At 44.2% G+C, this 26,268-nt stretch carries 32 protein-coding genes; 17 read left to right on the forward strand and 15 right to left on the reverse strand.

Going from position 1 to position 26,268, the window contains the following annotated elements; all coding sequences use genetic code 11:
• Window positions 1-39: 39 nt before the first annotated feature.
• The 3 genes from H513_RS0113620 to H513_RS0113630 form a co-directional block, all read right to left on the reverse strand.
• Window positions 40-306, reverse strand: a complete 267-nt coding sequence (locus H513_RS0113620) for a glutaredoxin family protein (RefSeq protein ID WP_026801234.1) — start codon at window positions 304-306, stop codon at window positions 40-42.
• A 253-nt stretch (window positions 307-559) separates the two neighbouring features.
• Window positions 560-1,195 (reverse strand): SDR family oxidoreductase, encoded by a 636-nt coding sequence (locus H513_RS0113625; protein ID WP_026801235.1) that lies wholly within the window; start codon window positions 1,193-1,195, stop codon window positions 560-562.
• Between the two features lie 112 nt (window positions 1,196-1,307).
• Window positions 1,308-1,772, reverse strand: a complete 465-nt coding sequence (locus H513_RS0113630) for a MarR family winged helix-turn-helix transcriptional regulator (protein WP_026801236.1) — start codon at window positions 1,770-1,772, stop codon at window positions 1,308-1,310.
• A 161-nt stretch (window positions 1,773-1,933) separates the two neighbouring features.
• Between H513_RS0113630 and H513_RS0113635 the strand changes: the two genes are divergently transcribed.
• Entirely contained in the window at window positions 1,934-2,566 is a 633-nt protein-coding gene (locus H513_RS0113635) for a class I SAM-dependent methyltransferase (protein WP_026801237.1), read from the forward strand.
• A 23-nt stretch (window positions 2,567-2,589) separates the two neighbouring features.
• On the opposite strand, the gene H513_RS0113640 is transcribed toward H513_RS0113635, so the two are convergent.
• The 4 genes from H513_RS0113640 to H513_RS0113655 form a co-directional block, all read right to left on the reverse strand.
• The gene (locus H513_RS0113640) at window positions 2,590-2,976 is read right to left on the reverse strand and encodes a VOC family protein (RefSeq protein ID WP_026801238.1); all 387 of its coding nucleotides are present in this window, start codon (window positions 2,974-2,976) and stop codon (window positions 2,590-2,592) included.
• A 17-nt stretch (window positions 2,977-2,993) separates the two neighbouring features.
• The gene (locus tag H513_RS0113645) at window positions 2,994-4,442 is read right to left on the reverse strand and encodes a hypothetical protein (RefSeq protein WP_026801239.1); all 1,449 of its coding nucleotides are present in this window, start codon (window positions 4,440-4,442) and stop codon (window positions 2,994-2,996) included.
• The gene (locus tag H513_RS0113650) at window positions 4,429-5,133 is read right to left on the reverse strand and encodes an ABC transporter ATP-binding protein (protein WP_026801240.1); all 705 of its coding nucleotides are present in this window, start codon (window positions 5,131-5,133) and stop codon (window positions 4,429-4,431) included. Before H513_RS0113650 ends, H513_RS0113645 begins: the two co-directional genes overlap by 14 nt.
• 115 nt (window positions 5,134-5,248) lie before the next feature.
• Window positions 5,249-5,434: a hypothetical protein gene (locus H513_RS0113655; protein ID WP_026801241.1), complete on the reverse strand. Its 186-nt coding sequence runs from the start codon at window positions 5,432-5,434 to the stop codon at window positions 5,249-5,251.
• A 166-nt stretch (window positions 5,435-5,600) separates the two neighbouring features.
• Between H513_RS0113655 and H513_RS0113660 the strand changes: the two genes are divergently transcribed.
• Both H513_RS0113660 and H513_RS0113665 read left to right on the forward strand, forming a co-directional pair.
• A complete protein-coding gene (locus H513_RS0113660) occupies window positions 5,601-6,446 on the forward strand; it encodes a sensor histidine kinase (RefSeq protein ID WP_026801242.1) in 846 nt (281 codons plus the stop codon).
• Entirely contained in the window at window positions 6,415-7,053 is a 639-nt protein-coding gene (locus H513_RS0113665; RefSeq protein ID WP_026801243.1) for a response regulator, read from the forward strand. Before H513_RS0113660 ends, H513_RS0113665 begins: the two co-directional genes overlap by 32 nt.
• A gap of 97 nt (window positions 7,054-7,150) precedes the next feature.
• Here the strand turns inward: H513_RS0113665 and H513_RS0113670 are convergent, their stop codons facing one another.
• Both H513_RS0113670 and H513_RS0113675 read right to left on the reverse strand, forming a co-directional pair.
• Window positions 7,151-7,945: a FixH family protein gene (locus H513_RS0113670; protein WP_026801244.1), complete on the reverse strand. Its 795-nt coding sequence runs from the start codon at window positions 7,943-7,945 to the stop codon at window positions 7,151-7,153.
• Between the two features lie 90 nt (window positions 7,946-8,035).
• Window positions 8,036-8,941, reverse strand: coding sequence for a diacylglycerol/lipid kinase family protein (locus H513_RS0113675; RefSeq protein ID WP_026801245.1), 906 nt, complete (start codon window positions 8,939-8,941; stop codon window positions 8,036-8,038).
• A gap of 223 nt (window positions 8,942-9,164) precedes the next feature.
• Here H513_RS0113675 and H513_RS0113680 point away from each other — a divergent pair, with 223 nt between their 5' ends.
• Both H513_RS0113680 and H513_RS0113685 read left to right on the forward strand, forming a co-directional pair.
• Entirely contained in the window at window positions 9,165-9,779 is a 615-nt protein-coding gene (locus tag H513_RS0113680; RefSeq protein ID WP_026801246.1) for a PH domain-containing protein, read from the forward strand.
• Between the two features lie 128 nt (window positions 9,780-9,907).
• Window positions 9,908-10,651 carry a metallophosphoesterase family protein gene (locus tag H513_RS0113685; protein ID WP_026801247.1) on the forward strand — a complete coding sequence of 248 codons (744 nt, stop codon included), beginning with the start codon at window positions 9,908-9,910 and terminating at the stop codon, window positions 10,649-10,651.
• Window positions 10,652-10,673: 22 nt separating this feature from the next.
• On the opposite strand, the gene H513_RS0113690 is transcribed toward H513_RS0113685, so the two are convergent.
• Together H513_RS0113690 and fabG are read right to left on the reverse strand one after the other, a co-directional pair.
• Entirely contained in the window at window positions 10,674-11,771 is a 1,098-nt protein-coding gene (locus H513_RS0113690) for an SDR family oxidoreductase (RefSeq protein WP_026801248.1), read from the reverse strand.
• A 27-nt stretch (window positions 11,772-11,798) separates the two neighbouring features.
• On the reverse strand, window positions 11,799-12,539 hold the full coding sequence (fabG, locus tag H513_RS0113695) for a 3-oxoacyl-ACP reductase FabG (protein WP_026801249.1): 741 nt from the start codon (window positions 12,537-12,539) through the stop codon (window positions 11,799-11,801).
• A gap of 165 nt (window positions 12,540-12,704) precedes the next feature.
• Between fabG and H513_RS0113700 the strand changes: the two genes are divergently transcribed.
• From H513_RS0113700 to H513_RS0113715, 4 genes are all read left to right on the forward strand, one after another.
• Window positions 12,705-13,709 (forward strand): LLM class flavin-dependent oxidoreductase, encoded by a 1,005-nt coding sequence (locus H513_RS0113700; RefSeq protein ID WP_036770361.1) that lies wholly within the window; start codon window positions 12,705-12,707, stop codon window positions 13,707-13,709.
• Between the two features lie 71 nt (window positions 13,710-13,780).
• Window positions 13,781-14,425, forward strand: coding sequence for a VOC family protein (locus H513_RS20950; protein WP_051239988.1), 645 nt, complete (start codon window positions 13,781-13,783; stop codon window positions 14,423-14,425).
• 109 nt (window positions 14,426-14,534) lie between these two features.
• Complete coding sequence (locus H513_RS0113710) at window positions 14,535-15,485, forward strand: BMP family lipoprotein (RefSeq protein ID WP_026801251.1); 951 nt, start codon at window positions 14,535-14,537, stop codon at window positions 15,483-15,485.
• Window positions 15,486-15,488: 3 nt separating this feature from the next.
• Window positions 15,489-17,144 carry a methyl-accepting chemotaxis protein gene (locus H513_RS0113715; RefSeq protein ID WP_026801252.1) on the forward strand — a complete coding sequence of 552 codons (1,656 nt, stop codon included), beginning with the start codon at window positions 15,489-15,491 and terminating at the stop codon, window positions 17,142-17,144.
• A gap of 28 nt (window positions 17,145-17,172) precedes the next feature.
• On the opposite strand, the gene H513_RS0113720 is transcribed toward H513_RS0113715, so the two are convergent.
• The 3 genes from H513_RS0113720 to H513_RS0113730 are packed head-to-tail and all read right to left on the reverse strand — an operon-like array spanning window position 17,173 to window position 18,563.
• Entirely contained in the window at window positions 17,173-17,433 is a 261-nt protein-coding gene (locus H513_RS0113720; RefSeq protein WP_026801253.1) for a DUF2164 domain-containing protein, read from the reverse strand.
• Complete coding sequence (locus tag H513_RS20265; RefSeq protein ID WP_051239991.1) at window positions 17,408-17,896, reverse strand: GNAT family N-acetyltransferase; 489 nt, start codon at window positions 17,894-17,896, stop codon at window positions 17,408-17,410. The genes H513_RS0113720 and H513_RS20265 overlap by 26 nt, the downstream gene beginning before the upstream one ends.
• 58 nt (window positions 17,897-17,954) lie before the next feature.
• On the reverse strand, window positions 17,955-18,563 hold the full coding sequence (locus H513_RS0113730) for a class I SAM-dependent methyltransferase (protein WP_026801254.1): 609 nt from the start codon (window positions 18,561-18,563) through the stop codon (window positions 17,955-17,957).
• Between the two features lie 127 nt (window positions 18,564-18,690).
• Between H513_RS0113730 and H513_RS0113735 the strand changes: the two genes are divergently transcribed.
• Both H513_RS0113735 and H513_RS0113740 read left to right on the forward strand, forming a co-directional pair.
• Window positions 18,691-19,359, forward strand: a complete 669-nt coding sequence (locus tag H513_RS0113735) for an SIMPL domain-containing protein (RefSeq protein WP_026801255.1) — start codon at window positions 18,691-18,693, stop codon at window positions 19,357-19,359.
• A 73-nt stretch (window positions 19,360-19,432) separates the two neighbouring features.
• Window positions 19,433-20,065 (forward strand): Bax inhibitor-1/YccA family protein, encoded by a 633-nt coding sequence (locus H513_RS0113740; protein WP_026801256.1) that lies wholly within the window; start codon window positions 19,433-19,435, stop codon window positions 20,063-20,065.
• Window positions 20,066-20,201: 136 nt separating this feature from the next.
• Here the strand turns inward: H513_RS0113740 and H513_RS0113745 are convergent, their stop codons facing one another.
• Entirely contained in the window at window positions 20,202-20,963 is a 762-nt protein-coding gene (locus tag H513_RS0113745) for a MerR family transcriptional regulator (RefSeq protein WP_026801257.1), read from the reverse strand.
• Between the two features lie 200 nt (window positions 20,964-21,163).
• Between H513_RS0113745 and H513_RS0113750 the strand changes: the two genes are divergently transcribed.
• The 6 genes from H513_RS0113750 to H513_RS0113775 are packed head-to-tail and all read left to right on the forward strand — an operon-like array spanning window position 21,164 to window position 26,252.
• Window positions 21,164-22,396 carry an ABC transporter substrate-binding protein gene (locus H513_RS0113750; protein ID WP_026801258.1) on the forward strand — a complete coding sequence of 411 codons (1,233 nt, stop codon included), beginning with the start codon at window positions 21,164-21,166 and terminating at the stop codon, window positions 22,394-22,396.
• Entirely contained in the window at window positions 22,374-23,234 is an 861-nt protein-coding gene (locus tag H513_RS0113755; RefSeq protein WP_026801259.1) for an ABC transporter permease, read from the forward strand. Before H513_RS0113750 ends, H513_RS0113755 begins: the two co-directional genes overlap by 23 nt.
• Before the next feature lies 1 nt (window position 23,235).
• A complete protein-coding gene (locus H513_RS0113760) occupies window positions 23,236-24,033 on the forward strand; it encodes an ABC transporter permease (protein ID WP_026801260.1) in 798 nt (265 codons plus the stop codon).
• On the forward strand, window positions 24,030-25,028 hold the full coding sequence (locus H513_RS20270; protein WP_051239993.1) for an ABC transporter ATP-binding protein: 999 nt from the start codon (window positions 24,030-24,032) through the stop codon (window positions 25,026-25,028). Before H513_RS0113760 ends, H513_RS20270 begins: the two co-directional genes overlap by 4 nt.
• Entirely contained in the window at window positions 25,003-25,668 is a 666-nt protein-coding gene (locus tag H513_RS0113770; protein ID WP_026801261.1) for a TVP38/TMEM64 family protein, read from the forward strand. Before H513_RS20270 ends, H513_RS0113770 begins: the two co-directional genes overlap by 26 nt.
• 2 nt (window positions 25,669-25,670) lie before the next feature.
• Window positions 25,671-26,252: a CDP-alcohol phosphatidyltransferase family protein gene (locus tag H513_RS0113775; protein ID WP_026801262.1), complete on the forward strand. Its 582-nt coding sequence runs from the start codon at window positions 25,671-25,673 to the stop codon at window positions 26,250-26,252.
• Window positions 26,253-26,268 lie beyond the last annotated feature (16 nt).

The following is a 26,268-nucleotide window of genomic DNA, read 5'->3' on the forward strand; positions in this document are numbered from 1 at the left end:
TGTGTTATGCCTAGCGTCACTTTTTCTCCTCTACCGTGTCTATCCGTACATTTTAATTCCCGTACTAGACTGTTCCTTCAATAGTTCTTTCATCCTTCTCTTCTGTACGCCGAGTACGAGCTTGTTGCCAATGTAAGTAGCAGGTGTACCGTACACCCCATAAGACCTCATTTCCTTGGCATAAGCTTCGTCTTCGGATATATTCTTCTCAACGTATTGAACCCCCCATTCATTGAGCTGGGCCAATACCGCTTCGCAATGTATGCATCCTGTGCTCGTGAAGATGGTGACTTGTGGGTGACGCATCGATAAACCTCCTCTTATTGTTCACATATCAAGTATCTATATCATTTCAAATAAAATCCAATTAGTTCTTAGACCAACTTCCCCTTATAACCGGACATTAAACTTCCCACACTGGTCTAAAGACCTAAGAATAAGGGTTCGAATAAAACGAGCATATAAAAACAGCCAGCAGTGTCTGCCGACTGTTCTTAACTCGGTTGTAAGAATCGTTTCCTTATATAGAAAGGCTTAAAACTTTAACAGCTCATTTAAGTTAAGACTTCACAAGTTCAGAGATGGGCGTGTTCCCACTGATGAGATCATAGGACTTTCTTACGGCAGAATTGTTCCTTAGTAACTGAACCATAACTGAAGCAACGTCTTCACGCGGAATGTTACCAAATTCCACACCATTTTCTGAGATTTCCACTTCGTTTATACCAGGTTCGTTTGTCAGACCACCAGGACGCACAATTGTGTAATCGAGATTGGTTTGATTTCGTAAGTAGTCGTCCGCACGTCCTTTCGCATATAAATAATGCTTCAAGTCATCCGGACCTTTCTCAGGTGTGTTAGCGGCAATGGAACTAAGCATTACGAAGCGCTTCACCCCGTATTGTTGGGCGTGCTCCATGGCTTTAATTGCACCTTCCTGGTCTATGAGGATCGTCTTGTCCGCACCAGTATTCGGACCAGACCCTGCAGCAAATACAACCGCTTCGGCTCCGTGATACGCTTGCTCGAATTCATTCTCCAAGTCACCTAGCACTGTCTTTACCCCTTTATCTTTAAAGCGCGACACTTGCTCGCGGTTACGTACCATCGCGATTGGTTCGTGTCCTGCTTCTTTCAGCTTGTCAACGACGTGTGTACCTACTTGGCCATTCGCTCCGATTACGAGTACATTCATCTTCAACGCCTCCTTCTACTAATCTTCCATAGCGGTTCCCTGTACAGCTGCCTTCTAAACAGCACAACAAAAGCGGAGACCCTTTCAGTGGGGTCTCCGCTTTATTTACGATCTATCCTTCTAATTGGTCGGCATATTTCCCGAGTCTCTTCAAGAGCTTTGCAGCCGTTTCTTTCTCTTCCTGACTCAGTCCATCCGTGATTTCCTCGATTTGCTGCCAATGAGTAGGGAAGATTTGATTCAATAGGCTAATCCCTTCTTCGGAAATGGATGCATACGTAATGCGTCTATCTTTCGGGCACGCTTTACGATTTAAATAGCCTTTCTTCTCAAGCTTGTCTACGACGTACGTAATGCTTCCGCTCGCAAGTAGAATTTTCTCTCCGATTTTCTGTAAAGGCTGGTCTCCTTGATGGTATAAAAGTTCCAATACCCCAAATTCAGTCGGGTTCAAGCCATGCGTTTGTATATCATCTTTCACTCTATCCGATATAGACCGATAAGCTTTCGAAAGGACGACAAATAATTTAAGGGACGGGTCCTCTTTCTTCTCTTGATAGTTTACTTCTTGGTCCATAAGCTCAGCCTCTCCTCTAGTCTATGAATTAAAATCAGTATAGACGCATCTAGAATATATTGTCAAACCTGACACAACAGTGTTTGAACGGTTTTAGGAGGTTCATGACTTGTGGCATAATAGAGCGTACAACCCTTTGACCAGAGAAAGAAGTGACCATCATGCTAGAAGATAACGGGGAGCGGGTAATCCCTCAATATATGAAGCCTTCAAATAATATGCTGCTTGAGCATATGGCTCGGTACCAATTCGCCCTTCCTTTCTTAGAAGGTAGAGTCTTAGACTTATCCTGTGGTGCAGGCTATGGAACACATATGATTGCCAAACAACGAAAAAATGAAGTACATGAGGTTATTGGCGTAGACATTGACCCCGATGTTGTTCACTATGCTAAAGGGGAGTACCGTCATCCACACGCCTCCTATCAAGTTGCCGATGCAACCGATGCAGAATTAGCCAAGCAGCTCGGAACGTTTGATGCAATTGTTAGCTTTGAAACGTATGAGCATATTGTGGATGAGAAAGCCCTCTTAGATAATTATGACCGCTTACTAAAGCCCGGTGGCACCTTAATTGTTTCAACGCCTTTTGGACAGGGACGAGGAAAGGAATGCCAATCCCCGTTTCATGTTCATCAAATTACAGAGCATGAATTTCATCATTTGTTTGACGAGTATCCGTTCGATCATAAGGAATTCTATTATCAGAAAGGGGTGCTCGTTGCACAGGAACCGCGGGAGGACGTTCGATACCCACTTGGAATTGTCGTATGTAGAAAAGCGAGGAACGTTTGATAAGTCACGTTCCTCGCTCCTCTTTATGCAGCCTCTAAATTCCCACAAATCATCAATCGATTACGATCAGGATCTTCAATAATAAACCATCCGAAATTCTCGTGATGTTCAATTTCTCGCACAATCTGAATCTCCTTCTCCTTCACCCACTCATAACTTTGATAAAGAGAGTGAGCGAAAAGGTTAAACGTAGGTTGATTCGTTGGCACAAGCTCTGCCGTATCATCAAAGGCATGATCATCAAGCGTCAAGAACACACCCTCCCGAACTGGCACATTAAATATAGGAGAATGAACCGCCGTTTCATCATAAGGAAGTTCTAACAGTTCACAATACCACTTAGCAGAAACTCTCAAATCGGAACAATGTACAAATACCGCATGGACACCTGGGACGATTGTCGATTCCATTTCAACTCCTCCTTTTCTTACACATTTCTCGATTGCGCCTGAAATTCCTTTTTCTCCGTTAAGCGAAGTAGCCTACTCACAGCGGAAAGGACGAGGCCGAGGAGAGAAATCCAAAGCGGTTGCCACGGAACGAAAACAACGAGTACAATTTGACAAACCATCAGTACCACGGTAGGCCAACGCTCTTGGCTACCACCCTTATTAAGGACACCTCTTGTCTGCTTGTATGACAACTGCGCTAGTTGTTGAAAGACTACAAAATAGAACAAGAGAACAGCTGCGACTACACCATAGGATTGAAACGTCATGTTGGCAAGGTAGATAACGGGAATCGCCACGATTGCCAATCCGCTGTACACCCATTTCGAGAACGCTTTGACCCACTGATTTATGTTCGTCGGCATCGTTCTAAGAATTGGCTTTGACAGTACGCTGTAAAGAAAGCTTCCGAGCATTGTAGTATAGATAAGAAGAAGTAGCATAATGGAAAGGCTAAAACCGAATTTCCCAAGAGGTGCAACGCCATAAAGAAGGATTGCTGTCACAAAGGCGAGGGAGCCAATGGCACTTAGCTGCTCATAAAAGTAAAGACCCAAAATCCTATGGTACATCGCATTCGACTTGTACTTGAACGGCTTCTTCCACCAATTGAATCGGAGCAACCGGAAGGCTCCCCGATTCTGAGAAGGTGTGTCTAAGCCCACAGGTTTCAAGACAACGTTGACGACCCACATGTTCCATATTTGACGATCACTATCTCGAATGACCCGCTCCCAATCAACATTCACGAACTTGGTGCGAGCCGAGTAGATGAAGAGTGAGCCCCACACTACAAGAGATGGGACCCACGCGTATGACAAGGATTCAAATACGACATACGATAATCCGTTAATAAGAGCCAATAGAATCGCGAAAGAGACAAATAATCCAAGCCTCAACAGGAAAGGAAATTGATAGAATCTCCATTGAATAAGTAAAGATCCCCCGTAAAGCACAATCACCACAATTCCAAAGGTAAGTAGAAAGCTAGTGGATAAAGGGGTGATCAGCGCAACTGCCGCACAGAGGAATACGACAACCAATGCCGTTAGACAAACGTGAGATAGTAAACTTAGAACCCAGATTCGCTCCCGTCTCATAGGCAATAGGCTCATCACATGTTCTCCTCGCGAGAAGAGTATCCCATTCCCACGAAAGCTTGCCCCCACACTTCGCATGATGGCAAGTGCCATGACAGAAGTAAGCGCCGTAAACAGTTCAGCTTCCAAACGAGTGAAAAAGCTTCCGTACGGTTTAAGCTGGTCGTAGGCGATAATCCCTCCTAGCACAAGGAAGAAGAGAAGATAGGTGCCTGTTACACGATCAATAGTTAAGTCGAAGACCATCTTATACATTCGACGCTTCTTCTTCCATCTATTCGACCGCATCCATTTATACGTCTCCCACTCCCGTTTAAAGGGGTTCATGTGGCGTTCTCCTTTGGATTCCCTTAAATTCATTCATTGTTCCACTTTGAACGAGGCGACCATTCTGTAAGAGAAGGTATGCGTCACACAAGTCTTCTACAATCTTCATCTGATGGGAGGTAAGCAAGACCGTAAGCCCTTCTCTTACTCGTTCTTGCAACTCTTCCATTAATGTCTTGGCAGCATATAAATCAAGTCCCATGAAGGGCTCGTCAATGAGTAACAAAGCAACATCCGGAAGCAAGGCGCATATCGTTTGCACCTTCTGCCGCATCCCCTTCGACAGCTCCTCTGGATATACATGCAGCTTATCTTCAATCTCAAATTTCTTCACATATGTATGCACTCGCTCACCTAGCGTGGACTGAGACAATCCATGACTCTTGCCGAACAATTGAAAATGTTGATAAACCGTCAACTCCGACAAGAGCATGGGTTCTTCAGGTATGTAAGAGAATCGCTGCTTGTACGCTAGGTAATCCCCATCCAACTGAACACCATCAAGCTTAATCTCTCCGTCTTTCCTGTCCTGTACACCCATAAGCGTACGAAAGAGCGTTGTCTTTCCTGCCCCGTTATGACCTACAAGTGCCGTAATCTTCCCTCGCTCAAGCTCGAGGTTAATGTCATCTAACAATAGATTCTGACCAATTGTGACGGTAATTCCTGTTCCAGTTAGTAAACTCTCCATAGAGTCACCCCCTCCCCCATCCATTATATTCCACGTCACACAATCTAAAAAGCCCTGCCGGAGCAATTTCCAGCAGGGCTCTATTCTTTACGTATAGGATGTACTCAGGAGGAGTTTACTCCTCATCAGAAGAAGAATCTTCGCCAGAACCGTCCTCAGAGGATTCCTCGCCGCTATCTTCCATTTCAGTTTCAGATTCTTCTGTGTTGCCTTCCTCAGAATCCTCGCCGCCATCTTCGCCACAAGCACCTAATACGAGAGCAGAACTTAGTAAAACAGTCGATAATAACTTCTTCTTCATCGTTTCCTACCTCCTTGAGATTCAATAGAATACACAGCGATTATATCCCATATCCATTTTTTGAAAACCTTTCCTGTGACGTATTTAGAATTTATTTACATATTATTTACCTGAAATACACGTTATCATAGAAACGTAATCTTACGTAGGAAAGGGGGCCTATACTTTGAGTAACCAACAAATCAAATGGCTCATTCTACTGCTACCAAGCTTTGTAATTGGACTATGGGAATATTGCCGCCATGAATTCCTACTTTCCGTTGTTTCGATGACGATGGGGAACTGGCTTTCTCCCTTTATCGTTTTTATCGTGACGTTCATTGTCGGTCGACGATTATTTCGAATTATGGAGAACAATGAAGAAGCTCTAAAAGAAACCAAGGCAAAGGAAGCCGTATTAGAAGAGCGTCAGAAGATTTCTCAGGAGTTACACGATTCAATCTCACAATCCTTATTCCTACTATCCGTACAGGTCAAGCAGTTAGAAGGAAGCGCAGAACAGAAGAAAAAAATTGATCAAACGATTGAGTGCATTCAACAAGAAGTTCGATATTCCATACGCACATTACGTACCCCTCCTCCCCAAACCATTGATTTGAAAGAGGCGTTACATTCATTCGCTAAACAAATTGAAGAAGAATCTGCTACGATACAAGTAAACGTACAGTGGGAGATAGCACCGACTGAGCTTAGCGAAGAGGAGCAACTTCATCTCTACACGATGATTCGGGAAGGAATGGTCAACTGCCAAAAGCATGCCATCTCTCCTACGTCTATGAAAGTCTTCGGAAAGTCTACCTTCGATGGTTGGGAAGTCTTTGTCACAGACAACGGAGAAGCACCCAATACGTTAGGAACGACACCGGATAACCATTTTGGACTTCGATTTATACACGAACAAGCCGCTCGCCACGGGTGGGATGTCTCTCTTTCAAGACTCTATGAAGAGACAGTATTACGCATTACAAAGGATGAAAGCTATGACAGAGCGAACGCGCGTCTTAATCGCTGACGATCATGTTCATGCCAGAGAGGCAATTCGAGAAATACTATCCGCATACGGCACCTATGACATTGTGTCAGAGGCTAGCAACGGGGAAGAAGCAGTAGCCGCTACGATTGCACTTCAACCAGAACTCGTGCTCATGGACATTAACATGCCTAGCGTGGACGGATTCGAGGCGACTCGTCAAATAAAACGACAATCCCCTGAAACAAAAATCATTATGTTGACAGTCTCAGAGGATAGCACCCATTTATTCCAGGCTTTGAAAGAAGGAGCGCAAGGCTATTTGCTAAAGAATATCGGCTTAACAGAATGGGATCGTTACATACAGGCTGTACTCGATGATGATACCCCTTTCTCCAAACAATTGATTCAAGAAACTCTTCAATCTCTTGTAAGTTCGAAAGAAACGAAGCCAAATCCACTCTCTACTAGGGAACAACAAGTGCTAGAGTTGGTTGTGGCTGGCGCATCAAATCGAGTGATTTCGGAGCAGTTGTATATTTCTGAACACACCGTGAAGAATCACATCAAAAGCTTGTTACGGAAATTAAATGTGCATAATCGTGTTGAGTTGGTACGGGTTGCCTATAAGAATGGGTGGATTACGTAGACATCGAACTAAAGAATACCTCAGATAGAAGGAAATAGTTTCGATTCCACACTAAAAAACAGAGCGATTGAATGTCTCCATCCAACCGCTCTGTTCTTTAGTTTACTTCAATTTCTTGTTCAGTGTGGCCGTGTACCTCATCGTTCTCGTAGTGTAGTTTAAAGACATACGTCCCGCTTTCATCAAGCTGAACGTCAGCCACATATTCGCCAGCATTAGCTTCAGTCGTATCAATGTACATGTGTCGCTCAGCGCCAACTTTCCAAATTTCGTAGCGAACCATCATATCTGTAACAGGTTCGTCACCTTTTTGGAGCTGTGTCTTAACCTCAGTTGCTGAGCCGGCCGTTAGCTCTTTGATACCTGTTAAAGTAGGCTCTATTTCATCTCCATGCCCGTGTCCGTGGCTATGATGATCATGACCGCCTTCGTCACTCGCATCTCCAACATCTGAGTGTGCGTGACTCTCCTCTTCTGTCCCTTCTACTGTCACTTCTGTAGAAGGCATCGTATGAATTTCTTTCGCATTGGTATGAGGGATGATGGTATAGGTTCCAGCTTCCTCAAATGTATAAGGTAGTGTATACATTCCTTCTCCTTCAGAGGATGCCTTCTCTTTCACAACCGTGTTCTCACCTTGTAGAACTTCGAATTCTACATCCGCATCTTCAACTGCATCATAGCCAGACTCTTCGTTTCCGTATGTAACTTCGGCTTGAAGCACGGTTTCTTCTCCAGCTTGAATCGTTTCAGCAGCAGTCGTAAATTCCACCACTACTTCTTTAATCGCTTCTTCTTCTGTATTTTGATTTGTTTCTTCGCCTTCGCTTTCTCCACATGCTGCAAGCACAAGCACGCTCAGTAAAGACATCGAAAGGATGAACTTTCTCATATGAATCCTCCTTATTGTCATGCTCACCCCATTGTACACCCGTTAAGGTCTTCCCCCCTATGACCCGAACGGGCTATTATTATGTCCAATTTATGACGGTTCATCCGCGAATATAAATGACATGTGGTTGCGCAACATAACCATCTCACTTGGCGTGGAAGTATGAATTTCACCATCTGTATCGACTTGCATTTCATCTTTCGTCTCAATGGTAACGGAATCTGCCTGCATGTAGAAGATGTCTTGAAGTTCTTCTTCTCGCTTCCACGGTCTGTTCAACGAAAGAAGCTCCTGAAAGGACTTAAGGGTTGAATTCTTAACAATAAGAACATCTAGCTTCCCGTCGTTAACATAATTGTGTGGTAGTGGGATTTGCCTTGTTCCGATGTATCGACCGTTCAATACAAGTACAAGCACAGCCTCTTCATCCAACACTTGTTCTCCGTCATTAAGCACCATACGAAATGAAAACGGCGTTGCTTGCTGAATGGTTTTGAAAGCGCTAATAAAATAACTCAATGGGCCAAAGCGCTTCTTCTGACGTTGGTCAATGTTCTCCGATGCTTCTGTAATCATCCCAATCCCCCAGAAATTCACGAAATATCGCTCATTCGCTTGGGCCACATCAACAGGTGCTTGTCTTCCATTCAGAATGGAACGAGCTGCGTCCTCAAGGTTCTGAGGCATGCCGAGCATCCGACTAAAATCGTTACACGTTCCTCCAGGGAGAATGGCGACTACCGGGCGTTTCTCAAGCGGAGCTAATGCGTTGACTGCATCGTGAATCGTTCCGTCTCCACCAAGGAGGTACACAATGTCGACCTCTTGCCCTCTTGATTTCAGCTCATCTATAAATTCTTCTTTACTGCTAGTGTGAATCGTGACTAACTCTTTCACATGCTGAACGAGTATTGGCAATGTCGACGTAAGCTTCTGTTCGACTTCACCCTCTCCAGACGCACCATTATAAAGAAATAGTCCTTTTTCATATTCCATATCCGCTCTCCCTCCAACTCTTAATTCCTAGTATGTATAGTTGCCCCATAGCCCGTAACCGAAACCTAACCACAAAGAAGTTCGTATGGGAATTATTCCTAACAAGGATAGAACAAATCCACTAACACCAGATGAAAGGGATTCAAAAGACCCTTATTTCTCCCTTCTTCAACGAGGGTTCATGTTACAATAGATGGGAAATGACAAGGAGAGGTGATACGAGATGTTCAAGAAGATTGCTTCCGACGCGCTAGGGTTGAGTGATGTAGGTACGGTTGTAAAGCCAGAAGATTACGATAAAGTGGACGCCGACGATTATGTGATGCATGAAGACAACGAGAAAATTTACTTTGTGATTAAATCGAAAGCGGATGAGTATTGCTTTACGAATCGCGCCTTAATCCACTTGGATGGGGAAAGTGCTATGAGCAGTAAACGAGTGCTGAAACGCTACGATTATTACAAGAATAAAATCTCTAATGTCTTTCTTGAAACAGCGGGAACAGTCGATATGGATGTAGAAATTAAATTCCATCTCGGGAATGCCCAGTTCGACATCGACGTACACAAGAAGCAGATTGAGGACCTGAAAGACCTCTACAAATCTCTCATCAAGATTGCCGAGCTAATAGATGAGAAAGAAGAGTATCACAACTTCTCAAAGAAGAGCCTTGAGCTTGCTTCTTCAACCATTAATAGAAGTGACAACCGAGAAAGTCAGCTTCACGAGGAATTTAAGCAAATTAACCAGATTGCTTTCTCCTGGATGAAGAATGCTAAAGAGCAATACATTGTCAAAGACTTTGGCCATGTATTCGAAAAATATATAAACAATTAATACGACGGCCTCGAGTCACTCCTCGAGGCCTTTTCTACACATAAAGGTTTACTTTATATCGCTAGCTGAACCCCTAGAGTAATCGATCAACGATACTCTAACAATGATTTACGAAATGAGGTGTACATATGGATGAAATTGCAATCATTTCTGATATTCACGGGAATATGACCGCGCTCGAAGCGGTCTTAGGTGACATTCAGTCAAGAGGAATAGGGCAAATCTATTGCCTTGGTGACTTAATCGGGAAAGGACCCCATGGAGAAGAGGCCATCAAGCGAATTCGAGAAACGTGTGAGGTAGTCGTGATGGGAAACTGGGACGATGCAATTGTGCAGGAGCACGACAACCCTTATATGAAGTGGCACCAACAACAGCTATCCGACACTTCCATGAATTATCTACGGTCCCTTCCTTTCCACCACGACTTCTACATGAGTGGATACTATATGCGCTTGTATCACGCTTCTGCTAAAAGCGTGCACCACCGTGTCGTTCCTTGGGTGCATTCGAAGGAAGAGAGAGAAGCTATGTTTGAAGATTCACCATATATCGAACCGCTTGTTCCTGGACAAATGCCTGATTTAATCTTCTACGGAGATATTCACGCAGCTTGCACACTCCCAGTATTAGAGAAACGGTCGATTATTAATGTTGGTAGTGTAGGAAATTCGCTTGATTTGCCGAAGGCCACCTACACGATTATTCGAGGAAAGCTTGGTACGGAAACAGCTCCATTCTCCACCGAACTTGTCCGTCTCCCCTATGATGTTGAACATGAAATCCAACTTGCAAAGGCGGCCCACATGCCTGGCTTAGAAGAGTATGCATTGGAACTTCGCGAAGGCATCTACCGAAATGCTAAAAAATAGCTGCGTGTGTGCAGCTATTTTTTTAGGTGAGCGTCACTTGCTTTCGCTCATCTTTCTGGTGCTTCTCATAATAGCGGATCATGGTAGGCACGATATCCTTAAAATCAGGGCAACGTATGGAAGTGTTCGCAAGAAGCGAGCTTAATTCTGACGTATCGTAGTGACCGTCATGCTTAAAATATGGCAGACTTTCTTTCGGGACATGGAGCCATTTCTGAGCCATCTTGAAATTCAAGCCTTTCTCGCATAGCTGGAATGATAGATGTGAAGTTGGTGTTCGTTGCAACAGTCCTTCACTTAGCATTCGATAGACTTCTTTCACTTTATAAGGGCAAGGGTCTGTGACATGAAGTGTTTTCCCAATTGCTCTTCTGTCATGACTCACATAAAGAAGCGTGTCAATCACGTAATCATAAGGAACAAAGTTCCCTTCCCCCTCACCTTCCCCTATGTACGGTATGGTGCGGAAGTGTCTCATACGCCCCAACAAGTTTAAGATAAAGTACGGTCCGTCGAACTTAGCCGTTTCTCCTGTCTCAGAGTGCCCAACTACAATTCCTGGACGAACAATGGTTGTTGGAATCCTAGATTGATTCCGCTGCACGTAAATCTCAGCCTCGTATTTCGTCTCTTCGTAGAAGTTGTGAAAGCCACGATTGTGAGACAATTCTCCTTCATAGATAGGACCAGAACGTCTTCCTGAGACATAAGCCGTGCTCACATACGTATACTGTTCAAGATTTGGAGCTTGGCTAACCCAGTCTGTTACTTGCTTTGTTCCAATGACATTCACTTCATAAGCAGGCTGGAATGGGGTAGCTAAGTCATAAATGGCAGCCAAATGATAGACATGGGTGACTTCTTGAAGAATTCTTCTGTTCGTGGACGCCTGAATGCCTAAGTCAGGCAATGTAATATCCCCTTCAACAATTTCTAATTGATCAAACGTTTGACCAACTCGTTCTCTTATCTCGAGTAGCTGCTCTTCTGCTTGGTTCCGAAAGGAAGGCAGCACTAGGAGATAGCATCGGTCTACGTCCTCTCGCCGCGTTAACAGCGCCTCCACCAATCGACTTGTCAGAAAGCCTGGATATCCTGTGAACAAATAAGAGTTTCCCATCCTTCTTCTCCCCCTCGTAACGAGTTGTTACATGACGATTCCGCCATCAACGTGTAACACGTGACCGTGAACATAGTCAGATTCCCTTGAACATAAGAACAGATAGGCATATGCAACGTCTTTTGGCTTTCCAAGTCTTTGTAGTGGGATTTGAGATTTCAGTTGTTGTACAAGCTCTTTCGGGACAGATTCAACCATGGCTGTCTCGGTAAAGCCAGGCGCAACGGCGTTCACGTTAATGCCTTTTCTCCCTAATTCTTTCGCCCATGTCTTTGTCATCCCAATCACGCCAGCTTTTGCTGCGGCGTAGTTAGTTTGTCCAATATTTCCATAAGCTCCAGAAACGGATGCTGTATTCACAATTTTCCCTTTGCCGGCTTCAGTCATTGTAGGCAGTACAGCCTGTGTACAATTGAAAACTCCGATTAAATTGACATCAATGACTCGGCGAAATTGCTCTGTCGTCATCTTCTTAAGCATTGCATCATCTGTTATTCCAGCATTATTGATTAGACTATCAACTTTCCCATAAATGGATACGGCTTTAGCAACCATTTGAGCTGCACTCTCATGACTCGACACATCCACTACGATAAACGTAACTTCCAATCCCTCTTCACGCAGGGAAGCCACACGTTCTGCACCCACTTCTTCGTTGTAATCCGCAATGACAACAGAAGCCCCTTCCTCCGCAAATGTGCGTGCGGCCTCAAATCCAATCCCGTTCGCACCACCTGTAATGATGGACACATGGTTTGACAGTCTCACCTGATCATCTCCCCCATCTGTACGTTCCACTCTTCACCCTTATTTTCTTTTCCTAATTTTAACATACAACATAAGGAAGCACTCCGCTAATTAAAGCATTTTCTTTGCATTCTCCCTTGGTGTCTCGAAATAATAGACAGTACACTATGACATAAAGGATGAACCATGTTGACCATTAAACTAAGCGTGCTAGACCAGTCGCCCATTATGACGGGTCTAGATGCAAAGGAAGCATTTCGACAATCTACTGAGTTAGCAAAGCGAACTGATGAGCTTGGTTACTACCGGTATTGGGTCTCTGAACATCACAGCTCTCATAGCCTAGCTGGTTCTGCACCAGAAATACTCGTTGCCCACCTCGCTGCAAATACAAATCGTATTCGAGTGGGTACAGGTGGAATCTTGCTCCCTCACTACAGCGCCTACAAGATAGCTGAATCATTTCGTGTACTTGAAAGTCTGTACCCGAACCGGATTGACCTTGGGATTGGCCGTGCACCAGGCGGAATGCCAAATGTTAATTTAGCCTTAAACAATGGCCGGCATCCGAACGTAGAGCATTATCCAAATCAAATTCGCGAATTGATGGCTTATTTGCACGGAGAAGATCCACATGGTTTAAATGTGTACGCAACTCCAACAGGAGATACCGTCCCTCCCATTTGGATGCTTGGGTCAAGTGGAACAAGCGCTCGACTTGCAGCAGACATTGGCGCTTCCTATTCCTTCGCCCATTTCATTAATGGATATGGAGGCACCCGTGCAATGGACCGCTACTTACAGGCCTTTCAACCATCTATTCAACAGAAAGAGCCAAATGGTCTCGTCTCCATTTTCGCTGTATGTGCAGACACCGAAGAACGAGCGGAAGAGCTTGCTTCCACTTTAGACTTGGCTATTCTACGCATCGAATCTGGAAGAGGGAACGAAGGATTTCCAACAGTAGAAGAAGCCAAACAACAGCAGTATTCCGTATTTGAGAAAGAACGTATTCAAGAGAACCGTAGCCGTATGATTGTCGGCTCACAACAGCAAGTAAAACAGCAGATTGAAGCGTTAGCGAGCAGTTATTCCGTTGATGAAGTCATGGTGAACACCATTGTTCACCCACTTGAAGACCGAATCCGTTCTTATGAATTGCTCGCTGAAGCGTTTCAGCTTGAGTCTTAAGTAGAGCGGCTAGAGCCGCTCTACTTTTTTTTAGATAAAGGGATTACAAAGATGAACAAGGAGTGAAGGATATGAAGATTGATCATGTTGTACGGTTTCACCCAGCTCCAGAACGTGCAAACTTAGACCATCCTACCTTACAAATTGCGAATGGTGGTCATCACCCTTCATGGGGGACGTACAATTCACTTGCCCATTTTCAGAATGATGCCTATATGGAGTGGCTCGGAATTAACGACCCAGAACTTGCGAAAGAGTGTAAGAATCCTCTAATTCAAGAAACATACGAGGCTTCTAAAAGAAAAGAAGCGTACACGTTCCAACTTGCCCTTCAAACATCTTCCATCACAGATCACATCCACCATTGGAACGTAGCTGGCATTCCATTTAAGGGCCCATTTGACGGGAGCCGCAAGACCACAAACGGGGAAATCATTCAATGGTCGATGGCATTTCCTTGTAGCGAAGAGGTATTTCTTCCCTTCTTCATAGAGTGGAAACATACGACTGCTCCTGATCCTACACATGTAAACAAACGCCCGCTCTCCCCTATTCAAATTGTACTTCCAAATCTTGATCAAACGTTTGATCAGTGGTCTAAACTCTCTCCATATATGAGTTTGACCCGCTCACATGACTCCTTTCATTGCACCCTTCTGAATGGAAGCTTGCATGTTTCTAGAAGAAATGAATTCGCTATCCACGTCCCTTTCTAAATAAATCCTTTATATAGAGTCATCTTCCTCTTAATCCTCTTTCCCCTTTATCCGATATAAAGAAGGGTACGTACATAGATGACAACACTTAAGACAAAGGGGATTTAAGATGATGAAGCACGTATTACGCATCAGTTTCATGATGTTGCTCCTGTTCATCTCTGCTTGTTCAGCCAATGCTACAGATGAAAGCTCTGTGCCAAGCGTTGGACTGCTGACGACGGAGTCTGGACTAGGAGATGGATCATTTAGTGATTCTGCTCTACAGGGGTTGGAACGAGCAAGAGAGGAACTCGAGGTGACATTTGATTACCGCGAACCACTAGATGGAGACTATGAAGCGAGTCTACGAGAATTAATTGAACGTGACCACGCGTTAATTATAGGCCTTGCCTATCAAACACAGCCGGCCATCGAGAAACTGGCCGAAGAATATCCTGACCAGCAATTTGCCATTATTGATAGTGTATCTGAACTTCCAAATGTATCCTCCATCACATTCAAAGAAAACGAAGGAAGCTATTTAATAGGACTGATTGCAGGAATGCGTACGGAAACGAATGAGGTTGGCTTTATCGGTGGAGAAGACACCGAGGTGATTCAACGCTTTGAAACTGGATTTGTTAATGGCGTGAAAGACGCCAATAAAGAGGCAACCATTCAAACGACGTACACAGGATCCTTCGATGATGACCAACTGGGAGCTGAAGCAGCAAGAAAGATGATTGAGCAAGATGCTGACTTTCTGTTCCCTGTTGCTGGCTATACCGGACTAGGTGTACTCGAAGAAGCCCAGAAAAGCAATATCTATGCATTTGGTGTGGATTCGGACCAATTCTTCCTCGCTGAGAAAGCCGTTGTTACGTCCATGTTGAAACGAATTGATAACGCAGTCTATGACTTGGCTAAATCCGTTGCGGATAAAGAAAGCCTGACTGGAGACCATACAGTACTTGGATTGAAAGAGGATGGAGTTGGACTGGCTCCCATCCGTTTAATACAATTAACGAACGAAGAACAAGAGACGCTTGATGCCGCATTGAAAGAAGGGGAGGAATAAGCGATGACAATTAGAAAACGAATTATTCTCTTATCCTCCATCCCACTCGTACTAAGTTTGGCGCTCATTGGTGTTATTGTCTTTCAGATGGTTGGCGTACAGCAAAGCAATACGAACAATGCCCAAATTCTAATGGATGTTGAAAGTCTAGAAGGGGACATGGTTTCCTCAAGGCAAGCGTTGATGAACTACGCTGTAAATCCTTCAGAAGCCAATCGCAGAGAAGCATCTAGTCTTCTTGAGAGTTTGTCAGAGGAAATGACTGCTGTAGGAGATAGCATCGTAACGAGCGATCAATTGTATTGGCATGAACGAATGTCTACGAAATTCGAGGAACTGAAGACGATTACAAAGAACGCATTAAGCGCTGGACAGAACAACGAGGTGAAACGTCAAGCTGCCCGGACATCTGGACTCATGAATGACGTCATTATGCTGAAGGTTGCTTCACAACAATGGTTTGACGGGAAGCAGAACGAGGCAAAGCAAGCAATTGGAGGTTTATTGGTCTTTACAGGGATTGCAAGTGTTGTCTTAATCGTGATCTCCATCCTTGCATCTTGGAGGCTGAGTACGTCTATTGGCAGCCCATTGAAGCAGCTCTCGCACTATGCTGAAACGATCGCGAATGGAGATTTAACCGTTCAAGTTGATGTTAAGACTTCAACAAAGAACGAAATTGGGCAGCTAAGCGAAGCCTTCCGCATGATGGTGGATAACTTAAGAACAACGGTTATGGCCATCGAGAAGGTTGGAACGCAAGTACGCCAATTTAGCACAGATGTAACGAATGAGATGAACACATTAACAGAAAGTACGTCCCAAGTGGCTGTATCAACCGATGAGCTTGCTCAAGGTAGCCAATCGATTGCAAGTGACATTCAAGATGCGACTCAGCTCGTAAGTCAAATGAATGACCAGTTCACATCAAACCTCGACCGCTCTCAACACTCAAGGGAATCGAGTGAACATGCCCTTCAAAGTGTTCAATCGGGGCAGGTGCAAATACAAAAGCAGCGACAGCTAATGGAAGACAGCGTCGAGGCCACAAGTGAGATTACTCATTCTGTTCAATCGTTTGTTCACTATACAGAAGACATCGTAAAGACTGCGCAAGTGGTGAATGACATTGCAAGTCAGACGAACTTGCTAGCATTAAACGCAGCGATTGAAGCCGCCCGCGCTGGTGAACAAGGAAAAGGGTTCGCGGTTGTAGCGGACGAAATTCGAAAGCTAGCCGACCAATCTACATCGGCTACGAATCAAATCTTTACGATGGTCGATCAAATTAAATCAGGTATATTATCTATACAATCCATTTCGGAACAATCATCCGCACTCGTGTCTGAACAGAACGAGACCTTAACGGATACAGAAGCCGTGTTTACAGAGATTAACGATAACGTTCACAACATCTTCTCCCATTTAAGTGACTTAGCCACTGGAATGGATGAATCAAGTACGATGAACAGTCAAGTTGCTTCTGCAATGGAGAATGTCAGCGCCGTCACAGAAGAAACCGCAGCTGGAACAGAAGAGATCTCCGCATCAGCAGAAGAACAACAACGCTCGTTCCACCAAGTACAAGGACAGGTACAAGACCTTCAATCTATGATTCAAGATTTAGAGAAACAGCTCAACCAATTTAAATTAACCTAACAACAAAGCCAGAGCTATGCTCTGGCTTTTACTTTATACGCGGACGTCTAGGGGGGAGAATCTCCAAGGCGCTGATATCTTCATCCACACCCATCATCTTCTCTTCAATAAGTCGCTTCGCATCTACGAGTCCTTTATTGTAATAATAACGCCCAATCTCTTCATCAATCATAGCAAAGAACTGTTCTGTCCCGATTATTCCCAACTCTTCCCCGCGCTCTTGTTCGAAAAAACGCTGAATGATTGATTGAATATCGTTCTTCTCATCCATAGTCAGCTTTACAGTCATCTTCCTTCTCTCCTCGTAACTCTTTGCGCATCATAATGGAACCTTCTTTCATGAGACCTGATGCGTTCTCTTCTGTTTCATCGATACGTGTGAAGCCAAGTTTCTCGTGATACTGAATCGAGCCTTCATTCGATGCAAGTGTTGTGCAGTGTACTTCCTTGCACCCTTTCTCATACACGGCTTGAAAGAAACGTTTGTAGAGACTTGAGGCAAGTCCTTGCCTACGATAGCGTGGGTCGATTCCGATTAAGTAGAGGTAAGCATAAGTTGGGGTAGACCTGGAAGGGAAACCTATAAGAAACCCGATTACTTCGTGGTTGTCCTGAATAACGTAACTGCTATCCCGAAATTGGTAGAAGAAAAATCGCGGTAAAACAGAATGCATCTCTTCACCGCCCCACCACTCATTCATCTTGTCCACTACAATCTCATAGTCTTCACTTTGTACATTTCTAGTAAACATTCCCAACCCTCCCTTTTGTATACTGTAGCATACATTAAGGGTCTTGTTGCATATCTGTCTATGCTTTCTCTCCACGAGATGCTACCACGCACGTCACATTTGTCGGCTCGTCATCCTTCAGATAAATGGAAATCCCGTTGTAACCCGCTTGAGTTAAGAGTGAATGAATTTGTTCCCCTAAATTGTGCGACGTCTCATCTGTTGCGCCCTTTTCATGGGGTTGAACGGTAATGGCAATTCTTCCATTAGGCGCTAGACGCTGCCGTATTTGTGTTAGCGTCTTCACAGGATTCTTCCAATACGTAATATTATTAATGGCAAGCACCTTATCAAAGGTGCCCTCCAGCTGACAGACAAGTCCCGCCTCTCCTTCGTAGAGCTCAACTCGCCCTTCGTGCAAGTATTGACGGTTACGCTTTGAGGCTTGGTCAACCATATCTCCTGATGGGTCAATTCCCGTGACATTTACCTCACGCTGCTGTTCACATAAATGTTGGATACAATAACCAGGTCCGAAGCCAATCTCCAGTACACGATCATCTTCTTTAATATCTAGAAACGAAGACGTCCATTCATTAATGGCTGCATTCTCTTTATACATAAAGGTCCCAGCTAGTTTACCGATTAACCCTTTAGGCTTTGAAAACTGGGAAAATAGGAATCCCATCGATGACACTCCTTTTTTACTTTTTGTATACCCTCTTGGTTTCAATTTATACACGTGAACTTTCGGTCATAAAGTACATTTGTGTAACATGTATTGAAGTAACTAGCCATTTCTGGAGGTGGAGAAGATGTATAGAGGTTCCATTCCTCAAGCTTCAATGCGCGCTACATCCGACCGGACTTTATTTGTTAGTGGATCAGGTATCGTACAAGCTGAGCCCGACCTCGCTAACATTCAACTTGGTGTGGTTACACAAGACCAAGAGCTCACAACCGCCCAACAGCAAAACGGGCAACGAATGAACGACGTCATGGCTGCCCTCACCAAGCTTGGTATTGATGCGGAGGATATTCAAACGGTAGATTATACGATTTACCCTCAATACGATTATATTGATGGGAAGCAGGAATTCAGCGGCTATCAAGTGACTCACACTATATCCGTTACGATTAAACAACTGGACCAGACTGGACTTGTGATTGATACAGGGGTGGCCAATGGCGCGAATCGAGTTTCCAACATCCAATTTACCCTACAGGACCCCGAACTCTATTATGAACAAGCCTTAACTGCGGCTTTGAAGGACGCTATTCAAAAGGCTAACCTGATTAGTAGTGAGCTTCAGCTCCAGCTGGACCCTGTCCCAACAAAGATTGTGGAACGAACTCAATCCACTCCCGCTCCCTACCAAACCCTTACGAAAGCAGAAGCAGCCGCACCACCAAGTACATCGATTGAACCAGGTCAACTTCAAATCACCGCGAATGTGGATACCACATTTCAGTATTTGGCTTAGCGATGAAACCTTCTCATGTTATCAGCCGTATACAGGAGGACATCTAGATAGATTGATTAAAGGAGATTGAATCATGAACAACACGAACCAACAATTACTCGGAAAAGTACTCAGTACCTTCACGCTTTCCCTCGCATTTGCGTGTATCGGTTTATGGGTTGGACAATACGTGCCACCAGCACTCTTCCTTCCACTTGTCATACTTGAATTTGCGATGCTGCTTTTTGCTTTCTTTCTAAGAAAGGCTAAGAAAGTCGGCTACTTCTTCCTCTATTTGTTCACGAGTATATCTGGGATGACCATGTATCCTGCTATCTCGTTCTACATTAGTTCCATAGGTGCAACTACCGTGCTCATCATACTTGGTGTAACGACATTGATTTTTATCGCACTGTCCTTGTATGCATGGACAACAAAACGCGATCTAAGCTTTCTTGGAGGCATCTTGTTTAGCGCCTTACTTGCCCTGTTGTTGGTATGGCTTCTCCACGTTATCTTTGACTTTGGAAGTAGTGCGGTATTAGTCATCACCATCATTAGTATTATTCTGTTCTCTGGCTTTATCATTTATGACATTAACCAGATCAAACACCGTTCATTTACGAAAGAAGACGTACCGTTACTAGCCCTGAATCTTTATATCAACTTCATTAATCTGTTCTTAGACTTGCTTCGCCTTGTGAATATCTTTAAGAATAATGACTAATTGCAAGTAAGGACTAGGGGTTAGTTGTAGAACAGCAGCCTAGATTACTATACCTACGACAAAAAAAGCTACCTTATAGGTAGCTTTTTCTTTAGGTCGAAAAGACTGTGTGCTTAAACAGCTCAGAGTTCGGTTTTCATAAGTTATGAGATGCGTATTCCTTCATGGCTTGTCGCAAGTATTCAGCCAAGTGCGGGTGAACGCGGTCATAGTTTCTCTTGAAGTCTGGGTGGGTGACGTATAACTCTCCTAACCCTTCATAAACTTCCTTCGTTGGGGTGTAGAAGGCATTAATCCAGTTGTAGTGCTCTACTACAAGCTGTTGGGCTCTCTTCCCCTCTGGCGCTTCCCCTTCTTCAATAAGCTCGGCGAAGCGTCGATTTAATTCTTTATTCTTTTCCTTCATTTCATCAAACTCTTCTTTCTTCCAAGACTTGATGTTATTCCAAGATTCCTTAATCAATCCTTCTGCATCCGGGCCATATTCCTTGATTAGTTCACGTTCATACTCCTGTTGTTGTTCCTTTTGGAAACCGTCGAACATTTCTTTCGGGTTCATCATCCATTCTCCCTTCTTCGCTTCAATCGTTCGGTCGATTGTATCAACCAGTTGCTGAAGACGTTCTGCTTTCTGAACGAGGTGCTTGCGATGGGTTTTCAATGCTTGAATGACATGGAAATCCTGCTCTTGGAGCAGCTCACGAATTGTCTCAAGGTTCATGCCTAATTCCCGAAAGAATAAGACCTGCTGCAACAACTCCAGCTCCCGCTCCTCATAATAACGGTATCCATTTTCTCCCTTGTACGCAGGCATTAGCAATCCAATCTCGTCGTAATAATGCAACGTTCTAACGCTCACCCCAGATAACCCTGCAACTTCTTTCACGGTATATGCCATCGAATCACCTCCTATAAATGAATGTAAGGGATAACGGAACGTGAGGGTCAATTACCTTTTTAGGAATGGTTTCGTAAACGATTCATAAGTTCTTTCAAAAACCGTTAATGTTACACTAAATATACAGCTGTGTAACGTAGCTTACAGTAAATAGGTATAGAATATTTATATAATGAGACTATCATGTTGGAGGTCAAGAAATGAAAAAGAGTTGGGTATGGATATTCATTGTTCTTATCCTTGCAGCCTGTGGTTCAGGTAATGAAAATGAGGGAAACTTGGACCTTTCAGAAACAAACTTTGAAGACATATCAGCACAAGCAGCTGGTACGACCGTAGATCTCCATATGTGGGGTGGAGATGAAGGGATTAACCAGTATATCGATGAATGGGTAGCTCCTAAGCTAGAAGAAGAACACAATATAACGTTGAAACGAACACCAGTAGATACGAAGGACATCCTGTCAAAGTTGTACAATGAGAAACTTGCCAACAAAGAGGATGGAACCGTTGATGTCATTTGGCTCAACGGAGAGAACTTTAAAAATGCAAAAGAAAATGAATTGCTCTATGGACCCTTTACAGACCATCTTCCAGCATACCAATCCTATTATGATACGGATTCTCTTTCGTATAACAATGACTTTGGAACAAGCGTTGATGGGCTTGAAGCCCCTTGGGGCAAAGTTCAATTCACCTTTCTGTACGACACAGAGAAAGTTGACAGCCCTCCGCAATCCTTTGAGGAGTTAAAACAATGGATTCATGAGAATCCGGGTAAATTCACTTACCCAAACCCAGATGATTTCTCGGGTAATGCCTTTGTTCGTCATCTTCTTTATCAAGCAAGTGACTCAACCGAGTCCCTCGTTCAAGAACCTTACTCTGACGAAAAAGCAGATGCACTAGGCAAAGAAGTGTGGACTTATTTAAAGGAGATTAAATCAGACTTATGGCGTAATGGGGAGCACTATCCCTCTTCCTTAACCGAACTCGACCGCTTGTATAGTCAAGGCGATGTGTGGATGACCATGGGGTATAACGAAGCGCGCTCTGAACACCTCATTGACCAAGGTGTCTTCCCAGAGAGTACGAAATCTTTCATTATGGAACCGGGTTCACTTGGGAACACTCATTTCCTTGCAATTCCGTTTAATAGCGGGAACAAAGCCGGAGCAATTACGTCGATTAACTATTTACTTAGTCCTGAAGCGCAATATGTGAAGCTTCAACCGAAATACTGGGGAGACAATACCCCAATCAGTACTGATAACTTACCTAAAGAACAACGTGAGAAATTTGAATCCTTAGACCGCGGAGCTAGTGTATTACCTGCAAGGGAACTTGAGGATCGCTTTCTACCAGAGGTCGATTCTCAGTATGTAGATTGGATAAAGGAGAACTGGCAGAATGAGATTTTCAAGACAGATTAAAGTGTGGGGCATGCTCGCCCCTACTCTCCTCTTTCTCATCATCCCTCTTTACGGGCTCTACTCAGGCATCAAACGTAGTTTGATTCATGAAGGCTTATTTAGCTTTCACTATTATTCAGAGTTATTTCAGAGATCGGTGTTTTGGGAGTCACTATTATACAGTATTGGAATCGCACTCGTCTCAACTACGTTATCCCTTCTTATTGGGCTTTCTTTTACACGGTGGTTCTATCCATACGTGAATCGCTTGTCAGGTAAGCTAAGTGTCTGGGTGTCCATGCTCTTCCCCCATTTCGTCTGGGGCTATGTGGTACTCATCTTGTTTCAACAGAGTGGATTGCTTGCTCAATTGGGGATAGCCCTAGGGATATGGGAAGCCACCAATGAAGTGCCTGTTGTCACAAATGATGCGCTTGGAATTGGGATCTTGCTGACTTACATCGGGAAAGAAGTTCCCTTTGTCATCTTAATGCTACTTCCGGTTTATATCGGAATGAATACACGGTATGACGATATGGTGCGAACGCTCGGTGGAGGGAAATGGAGACGATTTAAAGATGCAGAGTGGCCTTGGATTTATCCAATCCTAATGGAAACTGGCATCATCTTATTTGCCTTTATCATGAGTGCGTTTGAAGTTCCATTCCTACTTGGGTCAACCTTCAAAGAGATGGTCTCTATCGTAACTTATGACTGGTTCTACTCTGGAGACTTTAGTGAACGTCCGCTCGCTCTAGCGGCGATGATTGTGACGAGTGTAGTAATTGGATTGGTGGCCTTTGTCATGTTTAGACTAACTAGCAAGACACGCTGGCTCTTATCGAAAGGAGCGCGATAAGATGAAGCGAAACAAATGGGTATTCTTTATTCTCACGTTTACATTCTCTATTTTCCCAGTACTGTTCCTGCTAGTGAAAAGCGTAACAGAGAACTTTCAGTTGAGTGATGGGACAAAGCTCCGCTTTACACTGGATGGATGGGGAGTCCTTCTTTCAGAGAACCAGTTAGCTGAAGCGACATGGACGTCTATTGGGATTGGTTTCGTCGTTGTTCTTCTTAATTTATGGGTAGGGATTACAGGTGGGCGCGTACTCGCGTTCGAGAGCTTTCGAGGGAAGAGCGCAGTCGAAACCGCAATACTATTCCCGCTAATCATCCCCGTACTTGCTATCACACTAGGCATCCATCTCGTATTTATACGAATTGGATTGGCAGATACCTGGTATGGAGTTGTGCTCATTCATCTAGTCCCGACCATCCCCTATACGATACGAATAATGAGAAATAGTTATGTGACAATCGGCCACGATATGCTCGAACAAGCTAAGACACTCGGCGGCTCAGGTCTTGCACGATTTATATCTATTGAAGTGCCGTTGTTAAAGCCTGCGATTCGTAGCGCTGTCTTTCTCATTTTCGTCATTAGCTTAAGTCAATATGTCGTTACCACCATTATTGGTGGAGGGAATGTTGTGACACTCGCACTCGTGTACTTCCCGTTCTTGCAATCCGCCAATAGCGCCATTATTGCAGCGTTCTCCATATGGTTCGCCGTAATACCGCTACTCTTTTATCTAGTATTTGAACTGCTACTAACCTTGCTACCTTACCAAAAACGATGGAGGACGCACGAATGACGAAACCTTATCTATCCTTGCAACAAGCTTCCAAAGCGTTCCATCACCGCACGGTACTGGAACACATCCACTTTAGTATGGAGAAAGGGGAAATCCTAAGCATTGTAGGGCCATCCGGCAGTGGGAAATCTACATTGCTTCGCTGTCTTGCTGGACTAGAGACGTTCTCAACGGGGAAGCTATACATTAACGGACAGGATGTTACGGATGTGGAAGCGAATAAGCGGTCCGTCAGCTATGTCTTTCAACAGCCGTTGCTCTTTCCACATATGAATATCCTTCAAAATATCGGATATGGACTACAATTCAAGAAGGTATCAAAGCAAAAGCGTAAAGAGCTCTCTTCTGAACTCTTACAACAAATTGGACTACGTGATTATGCTACAGCCTATCCACACGAACTTTCCGGAGGACAACAACAGCGCGTATCCTTAGCACGCTCCTTGGCTGTTTCCCCTGATTTGTTGCTGCTTGATGAGCCCTTCTCAAGCTTAGATCAGCAACTCCGGATTGAGATGCGCGCGTGGGTTCGCCAGTTTCTGAAGGCAGAAGGAACAACAGCTATTTTCATTACGCACGACCGTGAAGAAGCCATGATGATGGGAGACCGGGTGGCGGTCTTCCAGGACGGGCGCTTTCAACAAGTGGGCGAACCACAAGCCGTCTATCGAAAGCCAGCCACCCCATTTGTCGCGAAGTTCTACAGCGATACTTTATTGCTCGATGACACGCGCTACATCCCTGTTCACTGTCTAAAGCTTCAGAAGAGCAATCAGGCTGATGCATTCAAGGCTACAGTGCAACACCCTGTATTCGTACACGGGAAGACGCTGTATACGGTCTTTGTACAAGCACTCGACCAAAGGGTCACACTTGAAGGCGACCTAACACTTGAAGTAAACGAAACCGTCTATCTCTCTTATCACGCACGCGATATACAAACATTTCACAACGACCAGGAGGTGCACGATGAAACAGAAAAAGAATTGGATTAAGGCAGCACTTGTACTTATAATCTTCCTCGGTTTGGCTTACTTTGTTCGATTTGAGCTCAACATTGGTGGCCAGGAAATTAAAGAATTTATCTTATCCTTTGGTTGGTGGGCACCATTCATCTTCTTTCTTATTTATACAATTGGACCCATTGTATTCTTCCCTACTTCCGTGTTATCCCTTGCGGCTGGATTAGCCTTTGGATTCTGGCCCGGAGTATTATACATCTGGTTCGGCGCTACAGGCGCTGCTGCAACAGGATATATTATGGCACGCTTCTTTGGGGATTCTGTCTTACGATTTCAGAATGTATCATGGTCTCAACAAATTTATAAGCAAGTGGAGAAACGAGGTTTCCTTTATGTCTTAATCCTACGTCTCATTCCACTCGTAGGCTTTGATATCTTAAGCTACATTTCAGGCATTGCGCGTGTACGCTTTGGCCCTTTCTTATTGGCAACCTTTATTGGGATGTTACCTGGTACGATTGCCTATGCCTTCCTCGGTTCAAGCTTAGGAACCGGGAATATCACTTATATCCTTATTGCTGTCGGCATTTTCTTATTGCTGATTCTAATTACGTATTTGTTCCGGGCTCGCGTCAAGCGCTTCCTCGGAATTAGCCAGGAAGGAGGCAATTAACGATGCTTGATACGCATGCCAGGAAGTACGTCCAGCCTTCCATTGAGTACACGTCAAAGCGTCTTACACGCTTAGGACTCTCAGCAAATCAAGTAACCGTTATTGCTTTCCTACTAGGAATCATAGCTGCAGGTGTATACGCGGTTGGCTATCCGATTCTTGGGGTGGTCTTGCTATGGGTATCTGGCTTCCTTGATGCTGTAGATGGTACGATGGCGCGACAAACGAAGCCATCTGCCTTTGGAACGGTTATGGACATTACGTTCGATCGTATCGTTGAAATTGCCATCATATTTGCAGTAGCGTACTTACATCCAGAAGCAATGTGGCCGTTACTCCTGTTAAGCGGTTCAATCATCTTCTCGATGACGGTATTTCTAACGGTTGGAGCCATCTCTGAGAAGCAGGGAATCAAGTCCTTTTACTATCAGGCAGGTGCAGCAGAACGAACGGAAGGGTTCATCTTATTTAGTATCATGATGTTGTTCCCATCTATAGTCGGCTGGACGACGCTTTTATTTTTCGTGATTGAGGTATATACAGCTATACAACGTTTTATGGAAGCAAAGAAAATTCTATCTTAACTTGTACAAGGAGGCT

The organism is Pontibacillus halophilus JSM 076056 = DSM 19796 (genome assembly GCF_000425205.1).
Lineage (GTDB): Bacteria > Bacillota > Bacilli > Bacillales > BH030062 > Pontibacillus_A > Pontibacillus_A halophilus.